The 14,731-nt window shown below is 69.2% G+C and carries 10 protein-coding genes; 6 read left to right on the top strand and 4 right to left on the bottom strand.

Features of this window, described 5'->3' with window-relative positions:
- Positions 1–16: 16 nt before the first annotated feature.
- The 4 genes from AB0958_RS18060 to AB0958_RS18075 form a co-directional block, all read right to left on the bottom strand.
- Positions 17–769, bottom strand: a complete 753-nt coding sequence (locus AB0958_RS18060) for an alpha/beta fold hydrolase (protein WP_366891397.1) — start codon at positions 767–769, stop codon at positions 17–19.
- Positions 766–1,977, bottom strand: a complete 1,212-nt coding sequence (locus AB0958_RS18065) for an aminotransferase class V-fold PLP-dependent enzyme (protein ID WP_366891398.1) — start codon at positions 1,975–1,977, stop codon at positions 766–768. The genes AB0958_RS18060 and AB0958_RS18065 overlap by 4 nt, the downstream gene beginning before the upstream one ends.
- A 192-nt stretch (positions 1,978–2,169) precedes the next feature.
- The gene (locus tag AB0958_RS18070; RefSeq protein WP_366891399.1) at positions 2,170–5,727 is read right to left on the bottom strand and encodes an SDR family NAD(P)-dependent oxidoreductase; all 3,558 of its coding nucleotides are present in this window, start codon (positions 5,725–5,727) and stop codon (positions 2,170–2,172) included.
- 6 nt (positions 5,728–5,733) lie between these two features.
- The gene (locus AB0958_RS18075; RefSeq protein WP_366891400.1) at positions 5,734–7,530 is read right to left on the bottom strand and encodes a non-ribosomal peptide synthetase; all 1,797 of its coding nucleotides are present in this window, start codon (positions 7,528–7,530) and stop codon (positions 5,734–5,736) included.
- 408 nt (positions 7,531–7,938) lie between these two features.
- On the opposite strand from AB0958_RS18075, the gene AB0958_RS18080 reads away from it, so the two are divergent.
- The 6 genes from AB0958_RS18080 to AB0958_RS18105 all read left to right on the top strand — a co-directional run bounded on the left by AB0958_RS18080 (position 7,939) and on the right by AB0958_RS18105 (position 14,426).
- Positions 7,939–8,532 (top strand): cupin, encoded by a 594-nt coding sequence (locus tag AB0958_RS18080; protein WP_366891401.1) that lies wholly within the window; start codon positions 7,939–7,941, stop codon positions 8,530–8,532.
- A complete protein-coding gene (gene mtnC / locus AB0958_RS18085; RefSeq protein ID WP_366891402.1) occupies positions 8,529–9,254 on the top strand; it encodes an acireductone synthase in 726 nt (241 codons plus the stop codon). The genes AB0958_RS18080 and mtnC overlap by 4 nt, the downstream gene beginning before the upstream one ends.
- Positions 9,251–10,531, top strand: a complete 1,281-nt coding sequence (locus tag AB0958_RS18090) for an ATP-grasp domain-containing protein (RefSeq protein WP_366891403.1) — start codon at positions 9,251–9,253, stop codon at positions 10,529–10,531. Before mtnC ends, AB0958_RS18090 begins: the two co-directional genes overlap by 4 nt.
- A 74-nt stretch (positions 10,532–10,605) precedes the next feature.
- A complete protein-coding gene (locus AB0958_RS18095) occupies positions 10,606–11,847 on the top strand; it encodes an ATP-grasp domain-containing protein (protein WP_366891404.1) in 1,242 nt (413 codons plus the stop codon).
- Positions 11,844–13,157, top strand: a complete 1,314-nt coding sequence (locus AB0958_RS18100; protein ID WP_366891405.1) for an MFS transporter — start codon at positions 11,844–11,846, stop codon at positions 13,155–13,157. The genes AB0958_RS18095 and AB0958_RS18100 overlap by 4 nt, the downstream gene beginning before the upstream one ends.
- A gap of 39 nt (positions 13,158–13,196) precedes the next feature.
- Complete coding sequence (locus AB0958_RS18105; RefSeq protein ID WP_366891406.1) at positions 13,197–14,426, top strand: cysteine desulfurase; 1,230 nt, start codon at positions 13,197–13,199, stop codon at positions 14,424–14,426.
- Positions 14,427–14,731 lie beyond the last annotated feature (305 nt).

Raw genomic sequence — 14,731 nt, forward strand, 5'->3', positions numbered from 1 at the left:
AGGGGGGTACGTCCGCTCAGGCAGCGCTGTCCGAGGCAACCCGGCCGAGGCTCTCGCGGATGAGCCGTTGCACCGCGGCACGCTCGTCGGCGAGGTAGAAGTGGCCGCCGGGGAACACCTGCACCCGGGCCTCCCCACTGGTCAGTTCGGCCCAGCGGGTCAACGAGTCGACCGGCACCAGCGGGTCGGCGTCACCGCCCATGGCTGTGATGGGACACGCAAGCCTTCCGGGACGCCGCCAGCGGTAGTTCTCGTACGCGGCGAAGTCGGCGCGGATGGAGGGCAGCATGAGCCGCATGAGATCGGCGTCCTGCCAGACCGCCTCGGGGATTCCGTCGTAGGCCCGCCGCACCTCCGCCAGGAACTCCTCGTCCGGCAGATGGGAGACCGGGGGTTCCTCCTCCAAGTGGTGTGGTGCGGACGAGGCGGAGGCGAACAGGTGGTTCGGCGCGATCGGCAGCAACTGCGCGGTCTCGTAGGCGATGACCGCGCCCATGCTGTGTCCGAGGAAGGCGAACGGCCGGTCCAGCACGGGACCGAGCGCCTCCGCCACCCGCTGTGCGATCAGGTGCATGTCGTCCAGAGGCTGCTCGCGCAGCCGGGACTCACGACCCGGCAGGTGTACCAGGCAGACCTCGATGTCGGGTGCCAGCTCGGGGATCCAGCGGGCGAACGAGGAGGGGCCGCCGCCGCCGTGCGGTACGCAGAACAACCTCGCCCGTGCGTCGGGGAGCGGCCGCGGGCGCTTGATCCACAGCGAGGTCGTCACGCGACCACCCGCGCGACCCGGCGAACGGTCATGATCTCTTCCAGTGTCGTGCACAACCGGGCCAGCTCCTCGGGCGAGTTGTAGTAATGAGGGGAGATGCGGAGCAGGGTGCTCAGGCCGCGCTGCTGCATGTCGACGCAGGCAGCGTTCTCCAGACACACCCAGGTGTTGATCCCTGCTCGCCGGAGGTTCTCCCGGACCGCGTACGGGTCACGGTCCTCGAACGTCAGCGCGATGTTGCCGCAGCGTTCCCGGCCTCGGTCCGCCACCAGGACACCCGGGATGCCGGCGAGGTCCCGGCGCAGATCCTGGGCGAGCCGCCGGATCTGCCGCGAGGTGCGTTCCACTCCCCAGCCGAGCGCGTAGTCGATGGCCACGCCCAGGCCGATGCGGGAGGCGCAGTTCGTCTCCCAGGTCTCGAACCGGCGGGCCCCCGGGGCAAGGCGGTAGGTGCCGGCGAGCCACTCGGCGCCGTCGAGACCGAGAATGGCCGGCGTCAGCTGGTGGGCGATCTCCCGGCGCACGTACAGGAAGCCCGTTCCGCGCGGCCCGCGCAGGTACTTCCGTCCGGTGCCCACCAGCAGGTCGCAACCGATCTCGGCCACGTCCACGGGCAGCTGGCCCACCGACTGGCAGGCGTCCACCAGGTACGTGATGCCGTGCCGGCGGGCGACGCGACCGATCTCGGCGACCGGGTTGATCAGACCGTCGTGCATCGGGACGTGCGCCACGGCGATCAGCCGGACACGTTCGTCGATCCGCTGCTCCAGCTCCACGACGTCCACGAGGCCGTGCTCGTCGACCGGCAGTATCTCCAGTTCCAGCTCCAGCCGCTGGGCGAGATGGAGCAGCGACACGTAGTTGCTGCCGTACTCGACCGCCGAGGTGAGGATCCGGTCGCCGGCCCGTAGCGGGATGCTGGACAGCGCCATGGCCCAGGCCCGGCTGGCGCTGTCGAGGATGGCGACCTCGAACCGGGTGCAGTTGAGCAGAGCGGCGATGGCGTCGTGCGTGTGATCGATCGATTCTTGGGCGTGCTCGGCTGCCTCGTAGGCACCGATGCGGCTCTCCAGGTTCAGGTGGCTCGTCATGGCGTCGACCACCGGCTTCGGCGCCAGCGCGGCACCGGCATTGTTCAGATGGACCACGTGCTCCACACCAGGTGTGTCGGCACGAGCCCTGACCAGGTCGAACGTGTCGTAGAACAAAGATGACCCCCGTCTGGTGAACCTTTGTGTGGCATTGCGAGTGGGATTCCCGCGGGCCGGCGTCGGGGCCGGGCCGGTCGGAGTGGGGCCGGACCACAGCCGTCCGGCCCGGCGCCCGGCTCCAGGCGCTCTCCGGAGCATCCCGTCACACCGCATCGGCGCCGGACCTGCGGACCGATCCGCCGGAAGGACCTAGCCGACCAGGTAGCGCAGCGCCTCCTGTCCGGCGTCCTCTTCCGCGGCGTTCGTCTCTTCGGGAACCGGGGCGACGACCTGCCAGCTCACCTGGACCAGTTCGCCGACCGTGGTGCAGCCCCAGAACTCCGCGAGCGGCACCTTCGCCTGCAGCGCGCTCTCCACCCTCGTGACCACTTCGAGCAGGGCCAGCGAGTCGCAGCCGACGGCCAGCAGTTCGTCCTCGTCCGTGACGTCTCCGGCCTCGGCGACCTCGGAGACGATCCGGCGGACCGTCACTCCGACGTCCTCTCGGGTGAGTTCGGCCTGGGGGGCGGCACCGGTGGCGACGGCGTCCCTGCGCCGGGTGAACGAGGCGTTCACCCGGTCGATCCGCTCCGCCAGGGGAACGGTCGACACCACGCACTGCGGTTCACCGGACAGGACGATCGACCCCAGCAGTTTCCCGCCCTGGTCGGCCCTGATCGCGGTGCGGGCCGCCGCGGCTCCGATCCGGGCACCGCCGGACTCGTCGAAGCGCCACGAGTCCCAGTCCACACTCACCCACGGAGCGCCCTGCGCCCGCCGTCGGTGGGCGTAGCTGTCGAGGTAGCGGTTGGCGGTCGTGTAGATGCCGAACGCGATGCCACCCAGAAGGGTGTCGAGGCTCGAGCAGAGCACGCAGAAGTCGAGGGGCTGCGAGCGGGTGACCCGGTCCAGCACGGCCACGCCGGGAACCTTGGGCCGCAGCGCGGCGACCGCCCGTTCGGTGCTGGTGCCGGCGATGAGCGAGAAGTTCTGACCCTCCTCGATGCCGGCCGTGTGCACCACTCCGTTGACGGGGCCCCACCGCTCGTTGACCTCGGCCACCACCCGGCTCATCTGCTCCTCGTCGGCGACGTCCGCTGCGAAGACGGCGACCTCGGCCCCCAGGCCCCGCAGCCGGCGCAGCGGATCGTGGGCGTCGTCAGCCCGCGCCGATGCGCCGCGGCGGGAGACCAGGGCGATCCGCACATCGCCGGACCTGGCGAGCTGCTCCGCGATCACCATGCCGATGCGCCCGGATCCACCGGTGATCAGGTACACCCCGCCGGGCTGCAGGGGGAGCGGCGCGTCGGCCTTGGCCTCGACCGGCTCCACGGTGCCGATCAGGCGGTCCACGCCGCGGTACACCACTTCGAGCTCGTCGTGCGGGTTCGCCATCTCGGCCAGGAGCCGGGGCACCACGTCGGTCTTGGTGCTACCGGTCGAGAAGTCGACGCAGCAACATCTGATGGCGGGGTGCTCCTGCGGGATGACCCGGCACAGACCGAGCAGGGCGGACGCCTCCAGATGGAGGGAATGCGCCGCGCCCTGAGCGGCCTGGGCGTTCTCGGTCACCACCCAGATCTCGGGGGCCTGGCGGGCCACGGCGAGGGCCTGGACCAGGGTCAGCATGGTCAGCGTTCCCCGTCGCATCCCGGAGTCCTGGCCGCCGAGGTGCGGGCCGTACGACCACAGATGGATCACCTTGCGGATCGGACCCCGCTCGGCCACGGTCCGCTCGACCAGTCTGGCCGCGTCCTCCGCCTCTCCGGGGCGCACACGGATCCGGTCGGCCGCGAGCACCTCGAACCTGTCCCCCTGCTCGACGAGCACGGTGGTCAGACCCGCCGCGGTCAGCTCCGCGCGGAGCGCCTCCGTCAGCGGTGCACCGTCGCCGAACACCAGGCAGGCGCCGTCGGTCTCCGGCAGGTCGCCGAGATGATACGGCCGTGGCAGCGAGGTCCGGGACCAGGTGGGGCGGTAGAGCCATTCGGCGAGTGGTGCCTGTTCCTCGGGCTCGAGCAGCCCGCCGGCGTCGGCGCCGTCCACCGCGGCGGCCTCCACCCAGAGTGGCTCGCCCTGCCAGGGATAGGTCGGCAGGGGGATTCGCCGGCGCTGCTCGTGCCGGTAGAGCACGGCCCAGTCCCTGGACTCGCCGCGTACCCAGCTCTGCGCGAGGGCCTCGGGCGTCACCTGCTCCGGATCCGTGTCCTGCGCGCCCGCGTCGGCGCCCGTCTCGTGGGCAGCGAGGTTCCCGGCGCCGTCCAGGCAGGCCGTGAGTTCGTCGACCGAGCCGACCACGGCCGCCCAGCGGCGGGCCAGCGGACGGCGGCCCTCGGCCAGGGTGAACGCGATGTCGGCGAGCTCGGTGTCGGGCCGGGCGGTCAGATGGCCGCGCAGCCGCCGCTTCACCTCCGCCAGCGCTTCCTCGGTCCGGGCGGACAGCAGCACCGCGTGCCGGCGCTGGGCGCTCGGAGCGGTCGGCTGCGGCTCGGGCGCCTGTTCCAGTACGAAGTGGGTGTTGGTGCCGCCCATGCCGAAGCTGCTCACGCCGGCCCGGCGCGGGTTCTGCTCCCAGGGACGCAGCTCACGGTTGAGGTAGAACGGCGTCGCCTGGAAGTCGATGTCGGGGTTGGCCTCCTCGAGGACGGCCATCGGCGGCAGTTCGGCGTTCTTCAGGCAGAGGATCGCCTTGAGCAGACCGGCGATGCCGGAGGCGAAACACAGGTGTCCGATGTTCGCCTTCACCGAACCCAGTGAGCAGTAGCCACGCTTGTCCGTGTGGCCCCGGAACGCGCGGGTCAGTGCCCGCACCTCGATCGGGTCGCCGACGAGGGTGCCCGTGCCGTGGCCCTCCAGCAGTCCGATGGACTCGGCCGACACCCCGGCTTCGTCGAGGGCGGCCTGGATGACCCGGGCCTGGCCCTCGACGCTGGGTGCCGAGAAACCCGCCTTCACGCGCCCGTCGTTGTTCATGGCGCTGCCCTTGATGACCGCGTGGATGTGGTCGCCCGCGGCCAGCGCGTCCTCCAGCCGGCGCAGCACCAGCACACCGACGCCGTCACCCTCCACGTACCCGGACGCCTTGCTGTCGTACGCCCTGGTGCTGCCGTCCGCGGAGAGGATGAACCCTTCCTGGTGCTCATAGGCCAGGGACTCCGCGGTGCCGATGCTGGCAGCGCCCACCAGCGCCATGCCCGCCCGGCCCTCGCGCAGTGCCTCACAGGCGAGGTGCACGGCGGCGGCCGCGGAGGAGCAGGCGGACTGGACGTTGACGCTCTCGCCGGTCAGACCGAGCTTGTAGGAGATCCTGGTCGGCAGGGTGTCCGGACCGTTGGAGAGCTGGATCAGCATCCGCTCGGCGGCGGAGCGGTGCCCGAAGTCCCGCCCCTCGTAGTAGGTGTTGGGGCCTACGGACGTGTAGACGGCGACGTCCTGACCCACGCGGTACGGGTCGTAGCCGGCGTCCTCCATCGCGTTCCAGGCGCATTCCAGCAGGTGACGGTGTTGCGGATCGAGCACCTCGGCCTCGCGCCGCGGGATGCCGAAGAACTCCGCGTCGAAGCGCCGGATGTCCTCCAGCACGCCCCGCGCGAACACCCAGCGCCGACCGCTGCTGTCTTCCCTGACCTTCGGCGAACCGTGGCTGATGGACTCCTTGCCCTCTCGGATGGTGGCCCAGAAGTCGTCCACGTCCGCCGCGCCGGGGAGAGTGGCTGCCATGCCGACGACGGCGATCTCCGGCCGGTTCCGGCCTGTTGTCCGGTTCACAGTTGTCTATACCTCGGAGTTCTTGATGGCCTGGGCCAGGTACCGGACGGTCGGGTACTCGTAGAGCGCGGTGCTGGGCAGTCGGATGCCGAGCCGCTCCTGCAACTGCTTCTGCGCCTGCTTGATCGACAGGGAGGTCCCGCCCAGGTCGAAGTAGTTGTCGTCGATCCCGATACTCGGTGCCTTCAGGATGCCGGACCAGATCTCGCCGATGATCTTCTCCAGCTCGGAGACGGCGGGGACGAACGCGACGCCGAGCGGCAGTTCCTCGGCGGGCACACCGGCCCGCAGCGCGTTGCGGTCGGTCTTGCCGTTCCCGTTCGTCGGCAGTCGGTCGAGGCTGTACAGCTTCGACGGGATCATGTATTCGGGGAGGCTCTTGGCCAGCCGGTGCCGGAGGTCGGTGATGGTGGGGCTGGTTCCCTCCGCGGGAACCAGGTAGGCGACCAGCACGCGCTCGGCACCCTCCTGACGGTCGACGACCGCGGCCTGCAGAACCTCGGGCGCCTCGAGCAACGCCGACTCGACCTCGGCCAGTTCGACCCGGTTGCCCCTGATCTTCACCTGGCTGTCCAGGCGACCGAGGATCTGGATCAGGCCGCCGGGCAGCGCACGGGCGAGGTCGCCGGAGCGGTAGACCCGGGCTTCGGCGTCGTCCTCGAACGGGCTGGGCAGGAAGGCCTTCTCGGTCAGGTCCGGCCGTCGGTGGTAGCCGTGGGCGAGGGCGTCGCCACCGATGTACAGCTCCCCCAGCTCACCGTCGGGCACCGGCTGGAGCTGTTCGTCCAGGATCCAGACCCGGGTGCCCGGCAGCGGCGGGCCGACCGGTGGCGGCGAGTAGGCCAGGTCCGCCTCCTCGAACACTTTGCAGCAGGTGAACACGCCGGCCTCGGTGGGGCCGTAGCCGTTGGAGAACCGGATGTCGGTGGTGTGCATCGCCTTGGCCAGGTGGGGAGTGGAGACCACCTCGCCGCCTATGACGACCTGGCGCAGACCGGTACCGGTGAGCAGACCGTCGTCGACGATCTGGTTGAACAGGGTCGGAGTCAGCCAGAGTGTGGTGACGCGGTGGCGGCGGACGGCGTCGATGACGGCCTCCGCCGAGACCCGCTGGTCCGGCAGCAGCACGAGTCTGCCGCCGTTCGCCAGAGCACCCCACACTTCGAGCACCGATGCGTCGAAGGACAGCGGGCATGCCTGCAGGAACGTCTGCTCGGCGTCGAAGTCCCCGTAGATGCCGCTGCGGACGATCCTCGCGGCGGCCCGGTGGGGGACGGCTACGCCCTTGGGGGTGCCGGTCGTGCCGGACGTGTAGATGACGTAGGCGAGGTTCTCCGGGGTGGGGCGCTCCTGTGGCCCGGTGGCGTCCGACTCCGGGACCACGGAGGCGGCGTCCGCCCGGACCCGGGTGCCGCCGAAGGCGGCCAGTCGGCCGTCCGTCGTGGCGGAGGTCAGCACCACGTCGACACCGGCTTCGCGGAGAATCGTCGACACCCGCTCGACCGGATCGTCGGTGCGCAGGGGCAGGTACGCCCCGCCGGCCTCCAGGATCCCCAGCATGCCGGCCACCATGGCGACGGAGCGCTCGACGTGGAGTCCGACGACCACGTCGGGGCCCACCCCGAGTTCCCGCAGTCGCGTCGCGAGAAAGCGGGAACTGGAATGCAGCTCCCCGTATGTGACGGAATCTTCACCGTGTACTACGGCGATTGCACCGGGGTTCATTTCCGCGTGCTTCCTGAATTGCTCATGCAGACAGGATGTGACTCTTTCTTTAGGACGTTTTTGCGAGCCCTCAACCATCCAGGCACCTTCCCCGTTTTCGTCCGCAGAGATTGTGAAGCCGCTCCGCAGTGGACAACAAGATCATCGGAGTCGTCAAGGGAATTTAGAAGGCGAGTGATTCGACTCACAAAACCCTGATCGTCGTGTGGATGGCTTGAAATGACCGGCTTGTTTTAATCTCTCTCCAGGGGCCGTCACGGGGCAATGTGCCCATTGATCCATCCGCTGGATGTTCCGCAAAAACAGATCAAACCGGATGGAAGTGATGCTGTCGGCACGTCTGGAGGCAGGGATATGTCGGCACGCCACAATCCTGAAACATTTGCCATCACGCACGGTGTGGTACGTATAGTTGGAACGGGGGAGAGAGCCAGTTCGAATTCGGGCCGGGCGGTACGCCCCCGTATTCGAGCCTCGGGAGATTCCATGACGCTGCTGACCACTTGGATTGATTCCGAACCACAGAAAGCCGTACTGCGCACGGCCGATCCTTCCGAGATCTCCGCCGCCCTGTCGGCGATCGGTGTCCGCTACGAGCAGTGGCCGGTCACCGAAGACCTGCCCGCCGGCGCCGACGGTTCCACCGTGCTGGCCGCCTACGGCGCCGAGGTCGACAAGCTGGTGGCGGAGGAGGGATTCACCACCGTCGACGTCGTGTCACTGCACCCCAGCGACGCGCCGGACTGGCCGGACACCGCCAAGGCCGCCAGGGAACGGTTCCTGCGGGAACACACCCACGACGATGACGACGAGGTGCGCTTCTTCGTGTCCGGGGCCGGCATCTTCTATCTGCACGTGAACGGCGAGGTACACGCCGTCTACTGCGAGAAGGGCGATCTGCTCGGCGTGCCGCGCGGCACCACCCACTGGTTCGACATGGGTACGGTGCCCAGTTTCACCGCGATCCGCTTCTTCCACGAGGAGGACGGCTGGATCGGCAACTTCACCGGCAGCGACATCGCCGGCCGGTTCCCCGACTTCGACGAGATCCACGCCGGGTACAAGGGAGTGGCCCCTTGAGCCGGCAGTTCGACGCCGACTGTGTCGTCCTCGACATCGAGGGCACCACGAGCGCCACCGGCTTCGTCGTGGACGTGCTGTACCCCTATGCCCGGGCCCGGTTCCGTACTCTGCTGAACGACCGGGCCGGCGAGCCCGACGTCCGTCACGCCGTCGACCGCATCAGGGAAGAGATCGGGGAGCCGGACGCCGACAGCGCGCGGATCGAGCACGTGCTGGGCGACTGGTCGGACGAGGACCGGAAAGCCCCGCCGTTGAAGAAGCTCCAAGGCATCATCTGGTCCGAGGGCTTTGCCAAGGGGGAGCTGGTCTCGCACTTCTACGACGATGTCGTACCGGCGTTGCGGGGGTGGCACGCCCGGGGAGTCCGGCTGTTCGTGTACTCCTCCGGATCGGTGTCCGCGCAGAGAGCGTGGTTCGCGCACAGTCCGCACGGAGACCTGCTGCCGCTGATCGACGGACTGTACGACACCGAGAACGCCGGGCCGAAACAGTCGCCCGACTCCTACCGGGCCATCTCGCGGTCCATCGGCGCGCCCCCCGGACGGACCCTCTTCCTGTCCGACCGGGCGGCCGAACTGGACGCCGCCGGATCCGCACGCTGGCAGACGCTGAGGATCCGGCGCGCCGGCGAGCCCTACTACGTGCAAGACACCGGTCAGCACCCGGAGGCCATGTCCTTCGCCGACCTCGACGTCACCAGTGCAGGGAGTATCCGATGACAGCGGAACAGACTGACCCGGCCCCGGCCGGGGCGCGACCGGTCGCGGTGGTCGTCGACAGCTACACCACGGCCAACCACCTTCCGCCGGCCTTCGACCGGCTCGGCGTGGCCACGGTGCACGTGCAGAGCACCCCCGAGCTGCTGACCTCCATGCCGGCCCCGAACCTGGACGCCTACCAGGCCAACTTCGTCTGCGACACCCCCGAGGACACTGCGGCCCGCCTGGAGGCGCTGGCCCCCATCTGCGTCGTGGCCGGCCAGGAGGGACCGGGGGTGAACCTCGCCGACACCCTCTCCACGCTGCTGAACGTGCCGAGCAACGGAACGTCCCTCTCCCTCGCCCGGCGCGACAAGTTCCTGATGATCGAGGCACTGCGCAGCGCCGGGCTCCGCTGCGCGGACCAGTTCCGCAGCAGTGAACCGGAGGACCTGGTCGCCTGGGCGGAGGCCCGCGGAAACTGGCCGGTCGTGGTGAAGCCGCTGCGGTCCGCCGCGAGCAACGGGGTGTCGGTCTGCTCGGAAGCCAGTGAGATCCGCAAGGCGGCCGAGGAGATCCTGGGCAACCCGGACTTCTTCGGCCGGCCCAACCAAGAGGTGCTCGTCCAGTCGTACCTGGTGGGCGAGGAGTACAAGGTCGACATGGTTTCCTACGAAGGGCGCCGGTACACCTGCGGCGTCTGGCAGTACGGCAAGAGACTCGTCGGCACCCGCAACATCTACGACCGTGACTCCCTCTGCCCGCCCGACCGGACTCCGGTGCCCGAGATCATCGCGTACGTGGACGCCGCGCTGACCGCGCTGGGTATCGAGTTCGGCCCCAGCCATGCCGAGGTCATCGTCACACCCGACGGTCCCACCCTGGTCGAGGTCGGCACCCGCATCGCCGGCGGCACGGTCCCGGACTTCCACGATGTGTGCCTGGGCACCAACCAGGCCGACGTCACCGCCCTCGCCTACGCCCGGCCGCAGGAGTTCCTGAGCCGTCTCGCGGGACGCTCCTACCGCATGCTCCGGCATGCGAGCCAGTACCTGGTACCGACCACGGCGGACGGTGTGGTCGCGAGCGTCGACGAGCAGGTGGTCCGGCAGATCGAAGCCCTGGAGACGGTCTTCCGGCTCACCGTCAAACTCAAGGCCGGGGACCGGATCCGACCGACCGTCGACCTGCCCAGCGCCACCATGGTGGTCCACATGGCCGGTGACCATCCCGCCGCCCTGGAACGGGATCACGAGCGCATCCGACAGCTCAAGGACCGTGTGTACCGGATCGCCTAGTCCGCACCGGAGCACGGCCGGGTGCAGCCCACCGATGCTTCCCTTTACGGAACCCCCACCCAGGAGATCGCAGCATGCCCACAGAACTGACCACCCCTACGTTGCTCCTGGTCGGCGGAGCCCGAGCGATTCCCCTCAGCTCCGACATGACGGTCCAGGCCCTGACCCAGGCCAAGAGACGCGGCATGCGCACCCATGTGACCGGTGAGGCTGCCTCGCTGGCGGGCACGCCGGAGGTCCGCGCGCTGGCGGACACCACCTCCGCAGTGGACTTCACCCGCCCCGGGAACACCGCAGAGTGGGCCCGGGACCGGGTGGCCGCGGGCGACAGGTTCGATGCTGTGTTCGGCATCCAGGAAATGGCCCAGGTGTCCGTCGCCGAGACCGCCGAGGCGGTTGGCGCACCGGGCAATCCGCCCGAGGCGATCCGTCGGATCCGGGCCAAGGACACCTGCCGGGCGGTACTCGCCGCCGAGGGATTCCCGCAGCCCGCCGTACGACTCTGCGCCGACCAGGCGGAGGCGGCCGCGTTCCTGGCCGAGACGGCCGGCCCCTGGATCGTCAAACCCCGCGACGCGATGGGCAGCATCGGGGTGAGCCAGGTCTTCGAACCCGCCCAACTGCCCGCCGCGATAGAGCTGTTGCCGAGCGACGATCCCTTCCTGGTGGAGGAGTTCGTCGACGGTCCGGAGTACAGCGTGGAGGGCTTCTTCCAGAACGGGAAGCCCACGATCCTTGCGATCACCGCGAAGGAGAAGGTGGCGCCGCCGTTCTTCGTCGAGGTGGGGCATGTGTTGCCGGCCGAGCTTGATCCGGCGGTCAGGATCGAGATCGAACAGCAGGTCGGCGATGCTCTGACCGCGCTGGGGCTGCGCTTCGGGGGCTTTCACGTCGAGCTGTGGCTCACCCCGTCCGGTGTCGTGCTCGGTGAGGTGCACGGCCGGTTCGGTGGCGACTGGATCCACCGCATGCTCGCGCACGCCATCCCCGGCCTGGAACTCTTCGGCGCCATCTACGACGACATGCTCGGCCGGGCCGACACGTCCGGCGACCTGCGACCGGTACGGGGCGCGGCAGCCCGTTACATGATCCCGCCCCCCGGACGACTGACGGCGATAGAGGGCTGGGACGAGGTGCGGGCCCATCCTGCCGTCCTGTACGCCGACCTGACCGCCAAGGTGGGAGACCGGATCAACCCCGTCCGGAAGTCCAGCGACCGCGTGGGCGTGGTGGTCGTCGGCGCGGAAACCCCTGCCGCCGCCCGGGAGTTGGCGTCTGAGTTGGTGTCCTCCGTCCGCTTCGTGGTGGAGTCGTGAGCACCACCACACCCGTGCGGCCGCGCAGGTCGACGGTGGCCAAGGCCCTGAACTCGCTGGGCGACGCGCTGATCCCGGGCTCGAAGCAGGGCCGCATCGTGGCCGTCGGCGCGGCGGCGGACTCCGTCGCCAACGGCCTCTATCTCGCTGCGGCGACGCTGTACTTCGTCCACTTCCTCCATGTGTCCGCAGTGGCCATCGGCAGCGCCATCGCGATCGCGAACGTCGTAGGCCTGATCACACCGATGATCTTCGGTCCGCTGGCGGACCGGCTCGGCTCACGCACGGTGTACGTCGGCCTGACCCTGCTGCGGGCAGTCGGCTTCGTCGCCTACGGCTTCGTCACGAACTACGTCAGCTACCTGGTCGTCACCTGCGTGGTCACCGGTGCCACCCGTGCCTGTTCACCCCTTTTGCAGGTGATCGTGGGCGAGTTCGAGGCGGGAACCGAACGGACCCGTACCATGGCGTCGCTGCGCGCCATCGGCAACATCGGTCTGACGATCGGGTTCTTCCTGGCCGCCGTGGTGCAGGCGGCACAGTCCCGGATCGCCTTCATCGCCTTCTTCTCCTTCAACGCGGTGGTCTTCGTGGGAGTCGCCTTCTCCGTGGTGACGGCGGGCCGCGTCGTCGGCACCGCCGCTGCGGCACCGGCCGAGAACGGGCCGCACAACGCGAAACCACCGGCGGCACCGACCAGATCGCCCTATCGCGACCTGCGGTTCCTCATCGTCACCTGCGCCAACGGGGTGCTGATGCTGCATGACTGCGTGCTGTTCATCCTGCTGCCGCTGTGGATCGTGCAGCGCGCCGGTCTGCCCGCCAGCGTCAGCTCCGGGCTACTGGCCGTCAATACCGTGCTGACGGTGGTCCTGCAGATGGCGTTCGGCCGTCTGGCCAAGGGCACGGACAAGGCCCTGCGTGTCCTGCGGTTCGCCTGTGTCTTCCTGGTCCTCGCGTGCGCCTGCTTCGCCGGCGCGGACGGGCGTAGCCCCCTGGTGGCACTGGGCAGTGCGATCGTGGCCATCGCGCTGCTCACCACGGGGGAGAACCTGCATGCGATCGCGCGCTGGGAACTGTCGTACGAGATGTCACCGCCCCGGGCCCGAGCCCAGTATCTCTCCCTGTTCAGCACGGGAATGAGCGTGCAGCTCGTGGTGGGCCCCTTCCTGATGACCGCCGTCCTGCTCCCGTCGGGAGCCGCGGGCTGGCTGGCACTCGCTGGGCTGTTCGCCATGGCGACACTGGTCACCTTGGTGGCGGCTCGGCCCGCGCCCGCCGTTGACGCGGACGGCATGTCACTAGAGTGAAGCAAGTTCGAAGTGGTCCCACGTGAGAGGCAGTTCGTCTTGGCTGTTGATTTCCTTGCGCTCCTGAAGGACTTCCCGATCCTGGGGCGGAGCATCCGGGAGGGAGCACGCCTCGTCTACCTGGACTCGGGTGCGACCACGCACAAGCCGGTGCAAGTGCTGGACGCCGAGCGCGACTTCTACGTCACACGCAACGCCGCCGTGCACAGGGGCGCGCACCAGCTCGCCGAGGAGGCCACGGAGGCGTACGAGGACGCGCGGCGGACCATCGCTCGTTTCATCGGTGCCGAGGAGAGTGAGGTCGTCTTCACGAAGAACGCCACCGAAGGCATCAACCTCGTCGCGTACGGGCTCGGTCATTCCCGCGTAGTCGGACCCGGCGACAGGATCGTGGTCACCGAGATGGAGCACCACGCCAACCTCGTGCCCTGGCAACAGCTCGCCGAGCGGACCGGAGCCCGACTCGACTGGTTCGGGCTGACCGACGACGGACGGCTCGACCTGGACGGCCTGGACCGGCTGATCGACGACCGCACCAAGGTCGTCGCTCTCACTCATCAGTCCAATGTGCTCGGCACTCTCAACCCGGTCCGCCTCATCGCCGACCGAGCGCACGCGGTCGGTGCGCTCGTGCTGGTCGACGGCGCCCAGTCCGTGCCGCACCGCCCGGTCGACGTCAAGGACCTGGGCGCGGACTTCGTCGCCTTCTCCGGCCACAAGATGCTCGGCCCCAGCGGGGTCGGCGTGCTGTGGGGTCGCCGCTCGCGTCTGGAGGCGCTGCCGCCGTTCCTCACCGGTGGTTCGATCGTCGAGATCGTCGAGATGGACCGGACCACCTTCTTGCCGCCGCCGCAGCGCTTCGAAGCCGGCGTCCCCATGACAGCACAGGCGGTGGGGCTGGCCGCCGCCGTCGACTACCTGACCGCGGTCGGTATGGCCGAGGTGGCCGCACATGAGGAGGCGTTGACGGCGCGCACCCTGGAACTGCTCACGGAGATCCCTGGCGTACGCATCATCGGCCCCACGGATCTGGTGGACCGGGGGTCAGCGGTCTCCTTCACGGTCGACGGCATCCATCCGCACGACCTCGGGCAGGTGCTGGACGACCGGGGCGTCGCCGTCCGGGTCGGTCACCACTGCGCCCGCCCCCTCACTCGCCGCTACGGCGTTCCCGCCACGGCACGAGCGAGCTTCTACCTGTACAACACCCTGGATGACGTGGCCGCACTGGCTGCCGGAATCCGCGCCGCACAGGAGTACTTCGGCTGAGATCCCCGCCGGCCGCCGACCGGGCCGTCGTCCCACGGCTCCCATGCCCCGTGGATTCACGTCCCGCCCGAGGTGTCGGCGGCCTCCTGGCCGCCGGAGTCCGGGCGGGACGACTTGGTCGAGCGCCGCCACGCGGAAGAGCCGAGCAAGCACGCCGCCGACGAACGCCTCCGGCGGGTGGTGAACACGGCGGACATTGCCTGATGCGGCACTAGGGTGCGTTTCAAATGTGCTGGTCATAGCCATTCGTTGATGGCTGCGACCAGCACGGTCGCCTCGTAGCGGACCGCCAACTTGTCGTACCT

The sequence above is a fragment of the Streptomyces sp. NPDC006655 genome, assembly GCF_040703965.1.
GTDB lineage: Bacteria > Actinomycetota > Actinomycetes > Streptomycetales > Streptomycetaceae > Streptomyces.

Coding starts and splice junctions, on each gene's coding strand:
- AB0958_RS18075 (WP_366891400.1), bottom strand. CDS start 7,530: ATGGTTGAGGGCTCGCAAAAACGTCCTAAAGAAAGAGTCACATCCTGT.
- AB0958_RS18080 (WP_366891401.1), top strand. CDS start 7,939: ATGACGCTGCTGACCACTTGGATTGATTCCGAACCACAGAAAGCCGTA.
- AB0958_RS18090 (WP_366891403.1), top strand. CDS start 9,251: ATGACAGCGGAACAGACTGACCCGGCCCCGGCCGGGGCGCGACCGGTC.
- AB0958_RS18095 (WP_366891404.1), top strand. CDS start 10,606: ATGCCCACAGAACTGACCACCCCTACGTTGCTCCTGGTCGGCGGAGCC.